At 38.9% G+C, this 19,134-nt stretch carries 17 protein-coding genes and 3 pseudogenes; 3 read left to right on the top strand and 17 right to left on the bottom strand.

The genetic code is table 11. The features are described from left to right. Positions 1-76: 76 nt before the first annotated feature. Entirely contained in the window at positions 77-937 is an 861-nt protein-coding gene (locus tag BN997_RS08985; protein WP_042531538.1) for a pyridoxamine kinase, read from the bottom strand. 242 nt (positions 938-1,179) lie between these two features. Between BN997_RS08985 and BN997_RS08980 the strand changes: the two genes are divergently transcribed. Beyond that, entirely contained in the window at positions 1,180-1,719 is a 540-nt protein-coding gene (locus BN997_RS08980; protein ID WP_042531537.1) for an ECF transporter S component, read from the top strand. Positions 1,720-1,829: 110 nt separating this feature from the next. On the opposite strand, the gene BN997_RS08975 is transcribed toward BN997_RS08980, so the two are convergent. The 4 genes and pseudogenes from BN997_RS08975 to BN997_RS08960 form a co-directional block, all read right to left on the bottom strand. Then, positions 1,830-2,486 carry an HAD hydrolase family protein gene (locus BN997_RS08975; protein ID WP_084612896.1) on the bottom strand — a complete coding sequence of 219 codons (657 nt, stop codon included), beginning with the start codon at positions 2,484-2,486 and terminating at the stop codon, positions 1,830-1,832. A 261-nt stretch (positions 2,487-2,747) separates the two neighbouring features. Beyond that, a pseudogene (locus BN997_RS23685) lies at positions 2,748-2,852 on the bottom strand (helix-turn-helix domain-containing protein); the annotation flags it as partial. A gap of 174 nt (positions 2,853-3,026) precedes the next feature. Then, positions 3,027-3,206, bottom strand: a pseudogene (locus BN997_RS08965) (HAD hydrolase family protein); the annotation flags it as partial. Between the two features lie 92 nt (positions 3,207-3,298). After that, on the bottom strand, positions 3,299-3,853 hold the full coding sequence (locus BN997_RS08960) for a group II intron maturase-specific domain-containing protein (RefSeq protein ID WP_175297028.1): 555 nt from the start codon (positions 3,851-3,853) through the stop codon (positions 3,299-3,301). 471 nt (positions 3,854-4,324) lie between these two features. Here BN997_RS08960 and BN997_RS22190 point away from each other — a divergent pair, with 471 nt between their 5' ends. After that, complete coding sequence (locus tag BN997_RS22190; protein WP_052484962.1) at positions 4,325-4,843, top strand: hypothetical protein; 519 nt, start codon at positions 4,325-4,327, stop codon at positions 4,841-4,843. A gap of 210 nt (positions 4,844-5,053) precedes the next feature. Here BN997_RS22190 and BN997_RS08950 read toward each other — a convergent pair whose 3' ends face one another. Both BN997_RS08950 and BN997_RS08945 read right to left on the bottom strand, forming a co-directional pair. Beyond that, positions 5,054-5,263: a helix-turn-helix domain-containing protein gene (locus BN997_RS08950; protein WP_175297027.1), complete on the bottom strand. Its 210-nt coding sequence runs from the start codon at positions 5,261-5,263 to the stop codon at positions 5,054-5,056. Between the two features lie 475 nt (positions 5,264-5,738). Further along, positions 5,739-7,073, bottom strand: coding sequence for a 6-phospho-beta-glucosidase (locus BN997_RS08945; protein ID WP_042531527.1), 1,335 nt, complete (start codon positions 7,071-7,073; stop codon positions 5,739-5,741). A gap of 223 nt (positions 7,074-7,296) precedes the next feature. On the opposite strand from BN997_RS08945, the gene BN997_RS08940 reads away from it, so the two are divergent. Next, positions 7,297-8,022, top strand: a complete 726-nt coding sequence (locus BN997_RS08940; protein WP_042531525.1) for a MurR/RpiR family transcriptional regulator — start codon at positions 7,297-7,299, stop codon at positions 8,020-8,022. An 80-nt stretch (positions 8,023-8,102) separates the two neighbouring features. Here the strand turns inward: BN997_RS08940 and celB are convergent, their stop codons facing one another. From celB to BN997_RS08890, 10 genes and pseudogenes are all read right to left on the bottom strand, one after another. Further along, entirely contained in the window at positions 8,103-9,467 is a 1,365-nt protein-coding gene (gene celB / locus BN997_RS08935) for a PTS cellobiose transporter subunit IIC (protein WP_042531523.1), read from the bottom strand. 22 nt (positions 9,468-9,489) lie between these two features. Further along, positions 9,490-9,993 carry a hypothetical protein gene (locus tag BN997_RS08930; protein ID WP_042531521.1) on the bottom strand — a complete coding sequence of 168 codons (504 nt, stop codon included), beginning with the start codon at positions 9,991-9,993 and terminating at the stop codon, positions 9,490-9,492. Positions 9,994-10,004: 11 nt separating this feature from the next. Beyond that, on the bottom strand, positions 10,005-10,328 hold the full coding sequence (locus tag BN997_RS08925; protein ID WP_042531519.1) for a PTS cellobiose transporter subunit IIA: 324 nt from the start codon (positions 10,326-10,328) through the stop codon (positions 10,005-10,007). A gap of 59 nt (positions 10,329-10,387) precedes the next feature. Further along, positions 10,388-10,708, bottom strand: coding sequence for a PTS cellobiose transporter subunit IIB (locus tag BN997_RS08920; protein WP_042531517.1), 321 nt, complete (start codon positions 10,706-10,708; stop codon positions 10,388-10,390). Between the two features lie 261 nt (positions 10,709-10,969). Then, positions 10,970-12,886: a BglG family transcription antiterminator gene (locus BN997_RS08915; protein ID WP_042531515.1), complete on the bottom strand. Its 1,917-nt coding sequence runs from the start codon at positions 12,884-12,886 to the stop codon at positions 10,970-10,972. Positions 12,887-13,372: 486 nt separating this feature from the next. Next, positions 13,373-14,770, bottom strand: coding sequence for a decarboxylating NADP(+)-dependent phosphogluconate dehydrogenase (gene gnd / locus BN997_RS08910; protein ID WP_042531513.1), 1,398 nt, complete (start codon positions 14,768-14,770; stop codon positions 13,373-13,375). Positions 14,771-14,899: 129 nt separating this feature from the next. Next, positions 14,900-16,258: a gluconate:H+ symporter gene (locus BN997_RS08905; RefSeq protein ID WP_042531511.1), complete on the bottom strand. Its 1,359-nt coding sequence runs from the start codon at positions 16,256-16,258 to the stop codon at positions 14,900-14,902. Positions 16,259-16,270: 12 nt separating this feature from the next. Beyond that, the gene (gntK, locus tag BN997_RS08900) at positions 16,271-17,821 is read right to left on the bottom strand and encodes a gluconokinase (RefSeq protein WP_175297084.1); all 1,551 of its coding nucleotides are present in this window, start codon (positions 17,819-17,821) and stop codon (positions 16,271-16,273) included. A gap of 333 nt (positions 17,822-18,154) precedes the next feature. Next, a pseudogene (locus tag BN997_RS08895) lies at positions 18,155-18,616 on the bottom strand (family 1 glycosylhydrolase); the annotation flags it as partial. Continuing rightward, positions 18,588-19,127, bottom strand: a complete 540-nt coding sequence (locus BN997_RS08890) for a hypothetical protein (RefSeq protein WP_042531507.1) — start codon at positions 19,125-19,127, stop codon at positions 18,588-18,590. The pseudogene BN997_RS08895 and the gene BN997_RS08890, both read right to left, overlap by 29 nt. Between the last annotated feature and the right edge of the window lie 7 nt (positions 19,128-19,134).

Genomic DNA, 19,134 nt, shown 5'->3' with positions numbered 1-19,134 from the left:
CGCCTGAATTTATCACAGCATCATCAGTGACCCTGCCGCTCTTTTAAATATATTAGACAAATGAAGAAGAAATACCTTACGTATTTTTTTCAATCAACATCCCCAAATATTTTTCAAAGTGTACCCCTTCTATTTCAGGAACCTCTTCTTCCGTTGAATCCTGGATAGCTTCTTTGAGGAATGCAACAGCAAGCTGTACAGCATTTTCCAGGTTATCTTCACGCATCATGCTCCCCATCATGACCGAAGCAAATAAATCGCCAGTACCTGAATAGCTTTTCCCGTTATACGCCATCTCATGGTAAAACGTTTTATTCTTATCTAAATACAAGTTACCGATAAACTGCTCTTTTGAATCAATTGACGGAGGATTCACACCAGTAATAATGACTTCAGCGCCCGTTGCTTGCTGCAGGTTATTCCCTGCTTCCTTCAATGCTTTCATATAATCCTCGCCATTTGAATAGCTATGTAACTTCTCATAAGATAATCCAGACAATAAACAGCATTCTGTCACATTTGGTGTAATCACATCTGCATGTCTCACTAATTCTTTCATTTTCTCCAATAATCCCCCGGTAAAAATCTTATAGACTTCTCCATCATCTCCCATAACCGGATCTACCAGCAGCTTTGTTTCTTTCTTATAAAACGTATCTAAAAAATGAAAAATATTTTTGATTTGTTCTCCGCCAGTTACAAATCCAGTAAATATCCCATCAAACGTTTCCCCGAGTTTATTCCATTCCTCTGTAAAATGATTCATTTTAGAAGTGAAATCTTCCCAAAAATAACTTGGATACTCCGTTTGTGCAGATAGAACTGCTGTTGGCAAGGGGCAAGCCTGAACACCCATGACGGAAAGAACAGGGATTGCAGCAGTTAAAGAGCATTTCCCAAAGGATGACAAATCTTGAAGCACAGCAACTTTTTTCATATAACCCTCCTTGAACGAACTGAAACTTTTTCTATTTTATCATTTGAAGATTGGCTTGTCATTAAAGGTAATAGACGATATTGGCAGGAATCGGCTGGACACGGATCGTTTATTTCAGATTACATGACCGTTTTCAGCTCATCTTTCAACTGACCCTGTCATTTTTTCATGAATTGACACTTAAAGGTAGGTCAATATTCTGCTAAAGTAATAAAAAAAATTCAAGTTAGGAAGGTTTACATATGGAGAATACCCCGGCTTATTTAAGGACACGTAAAAAAACACAAGACTTAATCATTACTTCTATGCTCATCGCACTCATTTTTATTTCTACCGCATTTCTAAATTTCAGACTGCCGATCGCTGCAAATGGAGGGCTAGTACATATGGGTACAGCGATGCTTTTTATTGCCTCTATTTTATTCGGACCAAAAAAAGGGGCCTTGGCCGGAGCAATCGGAATGGGTTTATTCGATATGATTGGAGGCTGGCTATTGTGGACTCCTATAACAATTATAGCGCGCGGGCTGCAAGGGTACATCGTTGGTAAAATTGCCTGGTTTCAGGGCCGCAAAGGAAATAGCATCGCTTTAAACATGACAGCGACAATTGTTTCTGTTCCATTTATGATTGCTATTTATTACATTGGTGAGTCCATTCTATACGGAAACTGGATTACACCACTGGCTTCTATACCTGGGGATATCGTCCAAAGTGTCCTGGGCATTCTGATAGCTATCCCAATTTGCGTTGCTTTAAAGAAGGTTTATTATTTTAAATAAATCAAAGGGGCTGTTGCACAATCGATTACCAGATTGTACAACAGTCCCTTTTCACTTTCCACCTATTTATACAATTGCAGTCCAGCCTAATCCAGCCCTTTAAACGTCCCCTACTCTGTGACCTTTACATTTTCTTGTAAAGATAACAATTGAACGATTGTTTTCATCACAGCATCTTCTTCATTAGCACGCGTGATAAAATTGGCAGCATCTTTTAATTCTTGCACCGCATTACGAACCGCAAAATTATATGCCGCTCTCTTCATCAGCTCTAAATCATTGTAGCCATCACCAAAGGCCAGCGTTTCTTCTGGAGAAACATTCAATATTTGCTGCAGCTGTTCCACCGTCGTTCCCTTATGAACATTTGCATTGGCAATATCAATCCAGTCTGCTTCCGAAGCGACAATATACGCTGATTCAAAAAATGGTGCTAATTTTTCTCTCGTCTCAAAACAATTCAAAGAAGCATCATGGATAGTTATCTTAACAAAGTCATCCGTTATTTCCTTAAAATCAGAAACCTGTCTGACCTGTGCATAGGACCCTCTGACAATCGCCGCTTCTTCCTGTGGAATGTTTTCTTTAATAACCGCCCCTTCTCTTGTGCAGGCAATAATCGTATGTTCCAGACTTATTTCCTCAAGCAGCTGGATAATTTCCAGCCCTAGTTTGTTGCCCAGCAATGATTCATAGACAAATTCACCATTGTGCTTGATTCGTGTGGCACTATCTCCTAAAATCCTTGAACTACCCCCACTTACCAACCTTCAAAGTTGCTTGAAGTGGGGGATTCCTAAGAACACCAACCTATCGGTCAGTTATGGATTAGGCTAGCCCCGCAGTCCCTGCGGTTAATCGCAATGCTTCTTTACGAAGATTCCTGCTTGCGTTCTTATCTCTTTGGTGATGGCATTGACAGATATCACACGTCCATGCACGCAAAGCAAGTTTTTTAACGTCTTGGTTTTGGTGTCCATTTCATTCACCGTATGCCAATAGTGGTCTTTTTCCTTTTGTTTTCCTGTAAAATAGTTGTAGACAAAGCGGGAGCAGCCGATTGTCTTATGGATGAAGGTGATTTGTTTTTTGTTCGGATAGATACGAAAACGAAATGCTTTTTTTACTTTCATGGCTTCTTACCTCCTCCTGTCTATTATATCAGAAGAAGGATGGTTTTGGAACATTTGTTCGATTCAATATTGAACAATTGAGACACTCCAAAGCAATCTTTTGTGCATAGGAGATTCATCTCCCCCTTACCTCTACGCGCTTGAAGAGGGAGTTTTCTTTCCTTTTTTTGATAAATCATTGGCATCGTCACCAAATAATTCCTCGACACGTTCACATTGTTTACCTGTAACAGGAGCAAAAACAACGCCTTTTTCATGCATCATCTTTTTCACATCACTGTACAGCTCCCTGTTAAAATCACCGCGATTATTTAAAAACGTTCCATCCATATCTGTTAATACTAATTTAATCATCATGAATATCTCCTTCAATCGAGTAGAGGGAAAAGCTAACTAGCTTTTCGCCCCTCTCACACCACCGTACGTACGGTTCCGAATACGGCGGTTCAATAGTTTGAGTGTACGAACTGGTATTGAAGAGCGATATCTTTATATCCTCTCGATGCCAGTTCTTTATCTGTCAATGAACGATGGAGTACATAGCTACTCGATATGACCCAGTAACCTTTTCTTGTATTCGACCATTCATAAGCTTTCTGTTTATCGATGCCTAAGTGAATTAGATTTTCCCTTTTTGTACGTGGATTCTTCCACTGTTTCCAAATGTACTGTCTAATTCTACGCTTTAGCCACCCATTTAGATTCTTCATAAATCCTTTCATTTCTCCTATGCCATAGTAGTTTATCCACCCTGTCATAAGTTGCCGGATTTCTTTTAGAATTCTATCGATACTTCTTCCACGATTGCGTTTCGTGATTCGTTTGAGTTTCTGTTTAACGGTCACTTTTGCTTTATAATGCGGACGAATTTGAACACCTTTCTTTGTAACGAGGAGACAGAACCCTAGAAACTTTCGTTTCAAGGGGCTTCCTACTGCGCTCTTTTCCCGATTCACCGTAAGACTTAAATCCTTCTCCAGGAATTTCGTCACATTCTTCATGACGCGTTGTCCTGCTCTTTTACTTTTCACGTAAATGTTACAGTCATCTGCGTAAATAAATTCACCACTAGTCTATAGATGTTATCGTAAACGTTGTCGGGAGGGTGTCGAAGAAAGCCTTACACACCAACGATTACCCCACTTTTACTTACTCTTAAATTTCTCTAATTCACACAAAATCACCACTTCAATCACCCTCAATCCCTTGTCAATACTGGCTTCGCTCGATAACAAGTAGTGCTGCCGACGAATAACAATATCAACAGCTGGCATTTTCCCCTCAAATATCCATATATTTAACCCCTTTACGATCATTTCATCGACAACTGATAATATTTTCTAATTTAAATATCCAGACATCAAACTTCACCAGTGTCAGTTAACAGAAAATTTCGGATATTATTCCATATCTAGTATCAATTCCTATTAAATGTTAATATTTTAAATATAATACAAAGGAGGGAATATTTTATGGATTTTAAAAAGAGAATTATTTCAGTATTTTCTGCAATTGCATTGCTAATTGTTTTTGGCATTAGCCCTGTTTCGGCCAATAGTGAAGATACATATGAGCTAGAGGTCACCCAAGAACTAGTTGATAAAGCTGAAAGTATCGAGACAGAAATTGATCAGTATGTTACAATTAACGATGAAGGGTTGTTAGAAATCGATCCAATTGTTGAAGAAATTTACGGGGAAGAATTATACGTTTTCTTTGTTTACGGTGCAGAAATTAACAATGAAAAAATCCTAGACAACGAATTACAAGTAACCGATTCAGGAATTTCTTCAACTGAACAATCTCAAGACGGGGTCACAACCTTTTCAGGCGGTTGCTCTTGGTCAAATTTTAGTAAATCAATAATTGGCGGTAGTATTAGTGGAGCTACTGGTGGCGCAGTTGTAGGCGGATTACCAGGTGCTGGCCTTGGAGCAATTGGAGGATATGCAGGTGGCGGCTTAACTCATTTTGCAACATGTTGGTGGTGATTCATATGTTAAAAATTTTCAAGAAAGATTTTAATATCTCAGGTTTAAGACTCTGTTTAGGCATTGGAGCAGTAGTGTTTGTTAGTGGAGTTTTATTCAAACTTTTTGAGTTATTTTAACGATTTGAGAAAGTGGTGATTTGCCACTCTCTTTTACTTTTATCATAAAATAATAATGCCCAAAAAAAATAAGCCCAGAATTATTCTAGACTCATTTTCCACCATCATCATTTTCAATTATAAATAAATCCTCCAATTCACAATCCAATACCTCAGCTAATTTAACCGCCTGATCTAACTTAATCATACTCCTATTTTTCATCCAATGAGTCAAAGTATTATTAGTAATCCCCATCTGTTCAGCGATATATCTCTTCTGATATCCCTTTTCTCTTATCAATTCCTCTATGACTAATTTCATTTGCATCACCATTTATATAATTCTACATCACCCTCAATATTCCTTTATTATCATTTATTTTTTAATAAAATCCAAATATATTTGGAATAAAATCGTAAACATTTGTGTATACTATAACTACAAGCGAATATACAACAGAACATACAGAATACTAACCCCACTCCACGAATCGGTGTCCCCGTTTTTCCAGTAATTGGTCTAACTCGTTTAAGTAAATATTACTGCGTAACGGAGACAGGTTTCCCCCTTGAGGCGTTCCTTCAGCCACTACCTCACGATAGCCACCTTGCCTTTCGCTAACAGTTCCTACTGCCAAGCCTGTAGTGGTCTTTCACCACCAAGTTTTCGCCCATGCAGGGCACACCTTTAAAAACAGATACCCGGCGCCGGGTATCTGTTTTTATCAATTCATGTAAGAAAGCATGCAGCATGTTAGCTTTACACTTTTCTCACCTTACAACTTCCAGCACCTGTATTAATTTACGCTCACTGTTTCCTGGAAGAATTGAGGAAGATGTGCTTTATGAGCCTCCATCATCTCATCAATAATTTCTTTCGCAATCTTATCACTTGGCGTTAATGGGTTAATTGTTAAAGCAAGTACCGCTTTATTATAATCCCCGGTTACAGCTGCTTCTGCTGAAATACGCTCAAAGGACTTAATTTGCTGTACCAGTCCGCGGGCAGCAACAGGAAGGTCTCCCACTGTCAATGGAACAGGACCATCTTTTGTAATGACACAGCTGACCTCAACCGCTGATTCAGCCGGAATACTTGCAATGGCACCGCGGTTCATTGTGTTTACTGGTTGAATATCACGCTTGTCGTTATAAATGGATGTAATTAAACGAACCGCTGCATCAGAATAATATGCTCCGCCGCGCTCTTCTAATTGAGGCGGTTTGATATTAAGATTTTCATTTTTATAAAGTTCAAATAATTCTTTTTCCAATGCCTGAACAACCTCAGCACGCGTTCCTTCTGTCTTAGAGCTTTCGATAGCTTTATCTAACATTTCCTTCGATTTGTAGTAATACATATGATATGGACAGGTTAAAGCATCTAACGCTTGAATAAATTCAGGCTCCCAGCCCATTCCATCGATATTCTTAACAAAGCTTGAATTTTCCGGATCAGATAATTTCTCAATTACCTCTTCCTTCACGCTCACTCCATCCAAATAAACATTCAAACCGTATACCATATGATTCAGTCCTGCAAAATCAATGCGGATTCGTGAATGATCGACATCTAATAATTTAGCAATTCCCATTTCCATACCAATTGGAACATTACATAGACCGACAACTCTATCAATATTGGAGTAGCGTAATACAGCTTCGGTAACCATGCCGGCTGGGTTCGTAAAGTTAATCAGCCATGCATTCGGGCAAAGCTCTTCCATATCTTTTGTAATTCCCAAAATAACCGGAATCGTACGCAACCCTTTAAACAATCCGCCAGGTCCATTTGTTTCTTGACCAAGTACACCATATTTCACTGGAATGCGCTCATCCTTGGCACGTGCATCTAAACCGCCAACACGGAATTGCGTTGTTACAAAATCAGCATCCTTCAGAGCCTCTCTGCGGTCCAATGTTAAATGCACATCGATTGGAAGGCCGGCCTCTTTGATCATTCGTTTTGCAAGGTTTCCGACAATCTCCAGCTTTTCTTTTCCTGTTTCCACATCGACTAACCAAAGCTCGCTTAGTGGAAATTCATCATACCGTTTAATAAATCCTTCTACTAATTCCGGAGTATAACTTGATCCGCCGCCAATTGTTGCAATTTTTATACCTTTTGCCATCCTTTACACCTCCAAAAATTTTAAAAACATGTAAATCTATCTAATTCTTTAAAAAGAAGAAACTTAACTTATATATTAATTGTATCAATATTTAGCAGAATATAAATGGTTAGGAACCATTTCGTTTTTAATAACAGAAGAAGTCATTTGTTACAAGGATGTAACAACCTGTGTTATAATGAATCATAGAGTTAATTTCTAATTAAAAGGAGAAGTGTGCATCATGTTTACACACGAGATGATTGCTTCATTCAATGAGTTAGAGACTTCTTTGTATAACTATATCAGTAAAAATAGTGAAAAGGTTGCTTATATGCGCATTCGCGAGCTTGCTGATGAAACCCATGTATCCACAGCTACTATCCTGCGCTTTTGCAGAAAAATAAATTGTGAAGGTTTTTCCGAATTTAAAGTAAAGCTGAAAATGTATCTGGAAGAAAATAAAAAGACAATTTTAAAGGATACACAGCATGCTGTAACAGAATTTTTTGATCGGACACTGAAGGGCGATATCGAAGAAGACATTAAAGAAGCTGCTAAGCTGGTAAGTAAAGCAGATAGTGTTATTTTCATTGGAATAGGCACCTCAGGGATCCTGGCCGAATATGGGTCAAGGTATTTTTCAAGCTTAGGTAAATTTTCGATGTATATTAAAGACCCGCTTTTCCCGGTCCATTCCAGTCTGCGATATAATAGCACTGTCATTGCTCTATCTGTCTCTGGAGAAACAAATTTTGCAGTTACGCATCTTAATCAAATGAAACAAGAAGGAAGTAAAATTATTAGCATTACCAACAACAAACACTCCACGGTTGCTAAAATATCAGATATCAATATCCCTTACTATGTAACGGAAGAGTGGTTTGAGAACGCAAATATTACCACACAGGTACCTGTGCTTTATATTTTGGAATCAATGGCACATGAGACATATAAGCTGAATGGCTAATGCAGGATAAACTTGAAAGGCGTAGTCGATAACGACAACGCCTTCACAATATTTCTTGTTAAATTATTTCTTGTGCTAAATTAAATCAACGCATCTTCCCCTTTTTCCTGATTAACTAATTTCTTATCATACATTTTAATGAATGGAAGCCAGATCAGAAATGCTACAAAAGCACAAAGCACGGAAACAATTGCCGCCATATAACTTCCGCCTGTACTAATAAATCCGCTGATACCAACTGGAGTAGGCCAAGGCATCATAGCGATAATCGATTCAACAAACCCTAATTTAATTGCCCAATAACCGATGGAAGCTGATACCATTGGAGCTAAGAAGAACGGAATAGCTAAGAATGGATTATAAACTATCGGTAATCCAAATATTAATGGTTCGTTGATATTAAAAATCCCCGGTGCAAGTGCCGCTTTACCTAAAACACTCAATTGCTTCGATTTTGCCATAAATGCAATAAATATACATAAACCTAATGTTGCTCCAGATCCGCCAATCGTTACAAACGCATTATTAAATTCCCCTGCCAGCGGAATGTTCGCACCATCGATATTAGATTGAATATTGGAAAGAAAGATTGGTGTCAAGAATCCAAATACAATGGTTGCTCCATGGATACCTACAATCCAAAGCGCATGCACAACAAAGTAAATAACCAGTATACCTAACCAGCTGTTTGTAATATTCACTACAAATCCAAACGGAATTGCTACTAATTTAAATATATCCGTGCCTAATGCAATTAAAATACCATTGACCACCAATACAGCAAAGGCAACTAAAAACGCCGGAATCAATGCAGTGAACGATCTGGATACACCCTCTGGTACCGCTTCAGGCATTTTGATAACCCAATTTTTCTTCACACAGAGCCGGTATATTTGCACAGCTAAGACAGACATCAGAATTGCTGTGAATATTCCTGTCGCCCCTAGACGGCTGACACCGTCTTCAACCATTTGCCATCCATGAACTGTTGTATTATTTTCATCAATCTGATGCACGAGAGACATCATGCCATTTTCTAATACGATTTCCGGAATAGTGATGAAAAAGGCAAACATAGATAGTAAAGCTCCGTTTAAAGGACTTAGATTAAGCTCTTCCTCCTCGGCATAAATTTTTGTATATTCGTAACCGATAACAAGACCGAAATAGATTGCTAATATTCCCATCGTTGCTTTATTCGCTAACATATATAAATCACTGATTCTAAAAAATGTATTATCGAAAAAGCCTTGTAAAAATGTAAGTGTCTGCGGCAATACGTTTAACACTAAAAACATCGAACCTACAATTACAAACGGAATCGAAGCCATCCCTGCAGCCATAATGGCACGTACAATACGAAAAGATGCAACTTTCCCCATGGGACCCATCAAATATTTTTCCAAAAAAGCAAATACTTTATTTTCTCCGTTTTCTGAAGCCATCGTACTCCCTCATTTCTTTTTATTAATTGACAGCCCTTTCAAAACTTTTAATTCGTTCATAATGCTTGTCTTCATTATGTTTAATCTTGTTTAAACGATAGAGAATCAACGTACTCAGTAATACACCGGCAATCAAAATACTTAAAACCAATATTTTAGATTTCTCTTCCGCTACAAGAAAGGGGAATAATTGATTGAATGATGAAGTAAAGCATGCCGGTACAATTAAAAGCATATTTGTAACAAGTAAAATGGTAAAGCAATACTTTGTATATTTGACAATATTAGAATGATGACCATATATTTTCACTTGCTCGATGGTACTGATAACCAATACAACCATTAATATCAACGGGATAAAATACAGTGATGAATCACTCATCAACAATGACATGAACCAGTATAAATTAGTAAAAAAGAATAATGCGGAAACATATCTAACTAATAAATACCGATTAAAGTACATCGATTTAATACTTAGCTTTTTCCTATTTAGTTCGATTTGTGCCCTCGCATCGTTTTTCATATTCAAACCCCTCATTTATCTTTGTCGAGTTTTTCATATAGATATAACATTTCTAACGCAACTTCTCTTAATGTCATCGTAGTCATTAAATGATCCTGTGCATGAACCATAATAATTTCCATATTGATTGTTTCTCCGGATGAATACTGCTGCAATAACGCCGTTTGGGACTGGTGCGCTAATAATACTTCTTCATTTGCTTCATCCAGCTTGTCTGCAGCATTTTTAAATTCGTTATTTCGCATCATTGCAAAGGCTTCATGTATCATGGTTCTCGATGACCCGCTGTGCAAAATGATTTCAAAGGCTACGCTCTGTATTTGTTCCTGATTCATTGAATATCCCCCTTTATAGTTGATATAAAGCAATATAAATATTTATTAATAACGAATGATTATTCCGGCAGCTCCTGCAAAATTAAATTACCTAATTTTTCTATCCCCATTGGAATCGGAACATACGCTTGAGGCGGAATATTTACCACTGGTTTACCAACGCGATCGCCAGCCTTTTTCAGATTTTGATAATACATTTTTGTTTGTGGACTCACTAAGAATAAATCAAAATCACTATTCTCTATTTTCTTCCCGCCCTCTGTCGCTGAAACAGCATCCACTTCAATATCATGCTCTTTTCCTTTTAGATATTCTGTTGCTTTTTTTGCTAATAAAGAAGATGACATACCACCTGCACAAATAATTAACGCTTTTTTCATTTTACATTCCTCCATGAAATTCTATTTTTTAGCATCTTGCGCTGTCTCTATAATCAGGAAATTCATAAAGGACTTAAACAGCAATCTCATGCCTTTCATCTAGCTTTTACCTTTATAAATTTCTTACTTAAATTATAATATGTAAGCGTATTCAATTACAGAGACTCTTTTTCCGCTGGTACAGGAAATAACTAACACCAAGTTTTGAATAGCACGAAAACACCCCGGACAGTGTTTACCCCGGGGTGTTCTAGTGCTACTCTATTTGATTATCTCAATTAATTGTTCATACGTCTTACATTGCACTATTTCTCTCACCATATTCTTATCGTCCAACAATTCCATTAATCCCTCATACATTTGTTTTAAATCATTTTTTATACCTTTGCTGATATTTAATTGGACAATTAATTGCACATACTTATCTCCCCATTGAATCGGTTTTTGAAGTGTAACAATTGACCAGAATGTATCCTCCGTCTGCGGTTCAATCGGGTGAGGAATGGCAACCATATTGCCAAAACTCGTTGGAGAAAAGCTCTCCCGTTGAAGCACCGATTCCAAATAGTGCGCATCCACTTCTCCATCAGATTCCAGTGCTTCACAGATAAAGCGTAAAACCTCTTCTTTCTCAGCAAAGCCCTTTTGTAGATACGTATATTTTTCCCGCAGATACGTATTGGAAATAACATCTCCCTGAATGACAAAATGATTGATTTTATTTAAATCTGTTTCTCCTAAAATCGTGCTTATATGAATAACAGGGACTGGCATCTTTTTCTCAATCGGAATCGTGCTGATAATAAAATCAATGTTATCAAACGAATGCTGGGATAAATTATAGTATTCGGTTGTACCCATAATATTTAACTGATTCCCAAACTCATTTTGCAGTTTATACATTAAAAGCTGAGCACTGCCCAGGCCAGATGCACAGACAATTAAGCAGCCCGGTACGTCTTCTTTATTCTTCTTTTTTCTTTCCTGCGCTACCTCAATATGAAGCGCCAGGTAACCAACTTCATTCTCATCTATTGCAATGCCCATTCTTTCTTGTACGGCTTGCGCTCCAATTAATGCTGCATCAAAAGATAATCGGTACTTCGATTTGATTTCTTCCAGCATTGGATTTCGAATATTCATCTTGAATTTATATCGGCTTATTGCTGGTTTTAAGTGCAGACTCATCGCCAACAGCAGTTCTTTGTCATCAGCTAAATGAAATCCAAATTCTGCATCAATCCGTTTCAGCATTTCTTTGACCATTTCTTGAATCTCATCATCAATAACAGAAATAACCTCTGTATGATGAATCGAAGAATCGGTAATCTTTGTTCCTTGCAAATGAATCGCCAGGTATGCAATCTCGTGTTCAGTAAAGGAAATATACAGTTTTTCCTGAATAGCATTTGCAATTTCTTGAGCAACTAAAAAAACCTTTGATGTCTCTATTTCTTGAAAATGAGGATGAATCATTTGAACAGAATGACTCTCACGAATCCGCTTACAAGCAATTGCAATATGTGTGATTAGATTTTGCAGGCTAATATCTGAAATAATAATATGATGCTTTCTCAGATTAAACAATACACTGTTTTTAATCATCTCTAACTCTTCTTCAGGTAAAATACCTAACCAGTCAGCCATATTGTCTTTTAAGACAGATTGTTGATTAAACAAATACTCAGAGATGCAGTATCTGATCTGCGTTTCATCGCCTATAATTTTAATCCCATGATACGGCTTATGCTCCAAAGCCAGCTTATACTCTTTCAGTATAGCACGGATATATTTTAAATCATACTGCAGGGTAGAGCGGCTTATAAACAACTGCTCTGCTAAGTCATCTATTTTAATATAATCGGAGGTCATCAGCAGTTTCTCCATCAGATATTTGACACGATCTGGATGATTTGAGGGAACATCATCTTTTTTGTAATTTGTTTGCTCCTGAATGAATTCATAGAATAAGCGTTCATTCCGAATGGTAAGCTGATAGCCTTTCCCTTTTAAAGATACGATATGTGTCCCGTACGGCTTTAAAAGTTCATTTAATACTTTGATATCATTACGTATCGTTTTAGAACTGACCTGTAATAAGGACGCTATATCCGAACTGGTTAAAGGTTCCTGTGCTAATCGCAGCGCCTCAAGTATCTTTTGTAATCGTGTATTCACGTAATCACTTCCTAGTTAGCACAATATTGAATCTGTCATCCTAAAATTTCTGTATATAACGGCTGCCAATAGAGTTTGTGACTATAGTAACAAGTTTATTATATCATACCTTTCTATGGGTCATCTATATTCAAATAATTGCAGCTTAATTAGCAAGCTGACTTTCTCTTCCGTTCATGATTCCTTTTTGCTGTACCTGAAAAGCACCGATTTTCACGGATACGCAAAAAAGTATTGCAGCGCATTTCGATTACGCTGCAATACTTTTTTAGAATGTCTCTCTTTTAATAGTTTGTCATATACTGCTCCCGCCCCCGCGGATGAATCGCAGTACGGAACAAAAATGCAGACTGCTGTTCAATAAAAGGAATATCGATACAGAGATTTTTTACCGTGTCTGCTTCAGAATTTAAAAATACATTAGAGAAAAAGAACTTGGTCAGGAACGCTTAGAATAAAACGAAACGCTTCTGCCTAAAGCCTAGCTTACCACTCCGTATGAAAATGACCTTCTTTATCCACACGCTGATACGTATGCGCTCCAAAATAATCGCGTTGTGCCTGAATCAGGTTGGCGCCGCTTTTGGCAGAACGGTAGCCATCATAATATACCAGCGAAGCATTAAAGCACGGTAATGCTAATCCAGTTTCCATTCCTTTGATAACCACTTTTCGCATCGATGCCTGATAGTTATTCAAAATTGTTTTGAAATATGGAGACAGGAGAAGGTTGGATAATTCTTTGTCTTCCTTAAATGCTTTACTGATTTCATTTAAAATACCGGCACGGATAATGCAGCCGCCGCGGAAAATCAGCGCAATTTCATCCAGCTGCAAATCCCAGTTATACTGCTCTGATGCCTGCTTATATTGATAGAATCCTTGCGCATAGGTAATGATTTTCCCCATAAACAGTGCTTGACGGACCAGCTCGACCCATTGATCCTTGTCAGCTGCATCTGCTAATTGGTTTGGCCCTGCTAATTCCTGCTCTGCCATCATGCGCTCTTCCTTCACATTGGACAGGAAACGCATAAATACAGATTCCGTAATAATAGATAAAGGTACTCCCGTATCCAGCGCATTTTGACTTGTCCATTTGCCGGTTCCTTTTTGTCCTGATTGATCTAAAATAACATCAACCAGCGGCTTTTTGGTTTCTTCATCCACGTGTGTCAAAATATCAGCTGTGATTTCCATCAGATAGCTTTCCAATTCGCCTTTGTTCCACTCTGCAAAAATAGCGGCAATTTCATCGACATTGAGCCCTAACCTTTCCCGCAGGAATTGATAGGCTTCCGTAATCAGCTGCATATCAGCATACTCGATACCGTTATGCACCATTTTGACGTAATGACCGGATCCTTCTTTGCCAAGATACGAACAGCACGGCTTGCCATCCACCTGTGCCGCAATTTTTTCCAGGATAGGAGCGACGTGCTGATAGGCTTCTTTATCTCCGCTTGGCATTAATGAAGGACCATTTAATGCGCCTTCTTCACCTCCGGAAACACCCACACCGATAAAATGAAAACCTTTTTCCTTTAAGTAACCGTATCTGCGGTTAGAGTCCTGAAAATTAGAGTTTCCTCCGTCCATGATAATATCGCCCTGTTCCAGCAAAGGCAGAAGACTATTGATAACGGAGTCTACAACAGCTCCAGCTGTTACCATCAAAAAGATTTTTCTTGGTTTTTCCAGCGAATGGATAAACTGCGTCAGCTCATAATACGCTGTTGTATTCTCATGCGGATGCTTTTCTTGAAATGCTTCCGTCAAATCAGGTGTATAATTATAGACTGCGACCTTTTCACCCTTATTCGCCATATTCAAAGCAAGATTCGCTCCCATGACTCCCAGCCCAAAAACGCCAATTGAATTCATTTTTTCATTCCATTCCTTTCGACAGGTGTTCAAGCGCTTTATAAAATCAAGAGAGCCCGAACACCTTTCACACAAATATTTCAGTCGAAGCTTAAGACAGAATTCCTGTACTGTCAGCTTGCCCGAGTTTTAAATAACTAAGCTTATTAAAAGCGTAAATACAAGTCCGGATACAGAGATAATCGTTTCCAGCAACGTCCAAGTTGCAAATGTTTCTTTCATCGATAAATTGAAGTATTCCTTAAAAATCCAAAATCCGGTATCGTTTACATGGGAGGCAATCAAACTTCCTGCGCCCGTAGCTAACACCATCAGCGCCAGATTCACATCGGTTCCTTCAATCAACGGAATCACCATTCCAGCAGTTGTTAAAGCTGCCACGGTTGCCGAACCTAAGGAAACCCTTAAAATAGCAGCAATCAGCCACGCAAGCAGAATTGGCGACATATTTGAACCAGAGAAGATATTTGCTACAGCATCACCGACACCGCCGTCAATCAATACTTGTTTTAACGCACCGCCGCCTGCAGTAACTAAAAGAACAATACTAATTCCGCGAACGGATTCCTCTGCTGAACTCATCAATGTTTTCATCGGAATCTTACGTGCAATCCCCATCGTGTAAATCGCAAATAACAGGGAAAGAAGGAGAGCCATTGTCGGGTCTCCAATGACGCGTGCGATTTCAAAAAACAAATTATCTGCAAGTCCGGCAATTTCCTGAACCAGCTGTACAATCGTTGTAACCGCCATCAATATGACTGGAGAAAGTGCAGTCAAGGCACTAATACCAAATCCAGGTGTTTCTTCTTCTTCAAATGTTTTTGTCGTTCCAAGTGATCCAATATTGCCGATTCGTGAAAAAGCATCCGGCACCAATTTCTGAGCTACTTTCGTAAATAACGGTCCGGCGATAATCACCGTCGGAATAGCAATCACAATACCGATAAGCAGCACCATGCCGATATTTGCTTCATACTGCTGTGCAATTACTGTCGGGCCCGGGTGAGGAGGCAGGAATCCATGTGTGACGGATAATGCAGCCGTCATCGGCACACCCAGATATAATAAAGGCAATTTAACTTCTTTAGCAATCTGATACACAATCGGAATTAATAAAACAAGTCCTACTTCAAAGAACAATGCGATACCAATGATAAAAGAAGCAACAACAACAGCCCATTGAATTCGTTTTTTACCAAATACATTAATTAATGTTAAAGCGATACGATGGGCACCGCCGGCATCAGCCAGTAACTTCCCTAGCATTGCACCGAAAACAAAGATAAGCGCAATGTCGCCAAGTGTGCCTCCAAGTCCTCCTTGGACCGTTTCAACAATTTCACCTGGAGACATGCCCAGTGCCAATGCCGTTAGTAAAGAAACAACAATCAATGCAATAAACGTATTTAAGTTCCACTTCATGATTAGCAGCAATAGTGTCACTACTGCCAGCGCAACAATAATAAGCGGATAAATATTTTCCATTATTCTCAGCTCCTATTCTTCATTCTGTTTATTTTCCAGTGATTTCTTTTCCTGATAAGCCGCAATTTGTTCGTATTCCTGTTCAAGCGAACGGGAAATATTGATAAAAATCGGCATTAATTCCTGATACGTTGAAACATGATCCGGGTTCGGTTCATGCTCATGTGTAAAACCAATCAACTTTTCTACTACATCGAAGGAATCAATTTTCCCTTCTGCATACAATCCCAGTAAGCAAGCTCCCAAGCAGGAGGACTCATAGCTTTTCGGAACGATGACATTCTGGTCAAAGATATCAGCCATCATTTGCCGCCACAATTCTGATTTTGAAAAACCGCCCGTTGCTTTAATCGATTTCACCGGCACATCCATTACTTCCACTAATGCCAGAAAAACAGAGTATAAGTTAAAAATAACGCCTTCTAACGCAGCACGTACCATATGCTCTTTTTTATGATTCAATGTTAAACCGATAAAGGAACCGCGGACATTCGCATTCCAAAGCGGTGCACGCTCTCCAGCCAAAAACGGGTGGAATAACAATCCGTTTGATCCGGGCTCCACCTGCTTTGCGATAGCAGTTAATACTTCATACGCATCAATGTTTAATCGTTTTGCTGTTTCGACTTCACTTGCAGCAAGCTCATCACGAATCCAGCGCAGCACCATGCCGCCATTATTTACCGGCCCGCCGATGACCCAATGATCCTCTGTTAATGCATAGCAAAAAATCCGGCCTTTTTGATCGGTGCGCGGTTTGGGAATAACGGTGCGGATAGCCCCGCTCGTGCCGATGGTAATCGCCACATCTCCTTCTTTTATCGCATTTACGCCAATATTGGACAGCACCCCATCACTTGCTCCAATAATAAATTTCGTGTCCGGAGCAATGCCTAAATCCTCCGCAATCTCCGAATGACAGTTTGTAAAGCTTTCTGTTGTAGGAACAAGTCTTGGGAGTTTATCCGCTGAAATACCAGCCATTTCAAGAGCTCCTTTATCCCAAACAAGCTCCTCCAAATTCATCATCCCCGTAGCGGAACCAAGAGAATAATCCATCACATAGTCGCCGAAGAATTGATAGAAAACATATTCTTTGATGCCGATGTATTTCTTTGTCTTTTCAGCTGTTTCTGGCTGCTCCTGCTCCAGCCATGTAATTTTACTAAGCGGAGACATTGGGTGGATGGGGGTTCCCGTTCGCAGGTAAACATCATGGCCGTTCCATTCATTTTTAATTTTCGCTGCCCAATGCGAGCTGCGGTTATCTGCCCAAGTAATGCATGGTGTAATGGCTTTATTATCTTCATCCATTGCAATTAGACTGTGCATTGCGCTGCTGAAAGAAATAAAGGAAAGGTCTTTTTTATCTATCTCTGATTCCTTTACTGTTTCTCGGATAACATGAAGCACCGCCTGATAAATATCGTCCGGATTTTGCTCAGCTGTACGTACATCCGGCGTATGCAAATCATATCCCTGATTACTCTGCGCGATAATTTCACCTGCTTCCCGGTAAAGAACGGCTTTTGTACTTGTTGTGCCAATGTCGACTCCGAGCATAAATTTATGTTGATTCACATTCATCCCTCACTATCTTTTATTAGAAACTGTGTATTGTTATGACATATCCTTCTGCCATTTATTTAATCCATTCACCCTTTTTATATCACTGAAATAAAGGGCTTACAAAACATATAATTTGTTAGTTCGAATACTTGTATACAAGTATCCTAACATGTAATTTCCATCTTGTAAACGCTTTTATTATATTTTTTTCATTTAAATTTAAGAGGTCAATCATTTCGGGCTATGAAAGATAGCCATTCCAACAGAAAAAAGGACTTTCCTAACCCATCAAGTTAAGAAAGCCCCTTTTTTCGTCACTATATCATTTTATCTTTCGTAATGTAAGTCTTCCCCATTTGATTGAATTACTTTCTTATACCAATCAAATGAATCTTTCTTCGAGCGTTTCATGGTTCCATTACCTTCGTTATCCCGGTCTACATAAATCATGCCGTAGCGTTTCTTCATTTCCCCGGTTGTAAAGGATACAATGTCCATAATTCCCCAAGGAGTATAGCCGATTAAGTCTACGCCATCCTCATTCACAGCCGCTTTTAAAGCTTCGATATGAGCGCCAAGATAATTGATTCTTGCTTCGTCATGAATGGATCCATCTTCTTCGACTGTATCAACCGCTCCAAATCCATTTTCCACAATAAACATCGGCAGCTGATAGCGGTCATAAAAGCGATTCAGCGTGTAACGCAAGCCTGTCGGATCAATTGCCCAGCCCCAGTCACTGGATTGAACATATGGATTATCAACCCCATGTGGCAGGCCGCCATTTGTTTTTTCTGCAGACTCGTCCGGTTAACGAAGAACGGTTGCCCAACTTTTTCTCAAGCGATCCCTCATATACATGGACCATCCCGGAAAAAGAGCCATATTTGGTGTGATTACTGGTGTAAAATAAATCCGTGATTCCTTGATCGATTCCCAGCAGCTCCTCTTGTGCTCTTTTGTTCACCTTTTTCGTGAAAGGGATCCCGATTTTAACTTTTCCATTCACAACTTTGGCAGTCATGGAGCCATTTTTATATTGATTTAATCTCCTTAAACTGTTTTCACTAGTGTTGACTGGTATTTCCACATACTTTTTTTCGTTTAGCAATTTTAAGAATACAACAAAATCTTCTGTCGTAGAATGGGATTTCTCGATTTTAGAAACTCTCGAATCCAATTGTAGTGTAGCCTTATGGACAAAGGGAAGTTTCCAATGATCCAGTTTATCGTAGAATAACGCACGGATGTATTCCCTTTTTGAAGTGCGTTGTTCTTCCGTTAACCTAGATAATATCATGTATGCG

The organism is Oceanobacillus oncorhynchi (genome assembly GCF_000821065.1).
In the GTDB taxonomy this organism is placed as follows: Bacteria; Bacillota; Bacilli; order Bacillales; family Amphibacillaceae; genus Oceanobacillus; species Oceanobacillus oncorhynchi.
The sequence above is the reverse complement of the archived record's forward strand: the minus strand, read 5'-3'. Positions and strand labels throughout refer to the sequence as shown.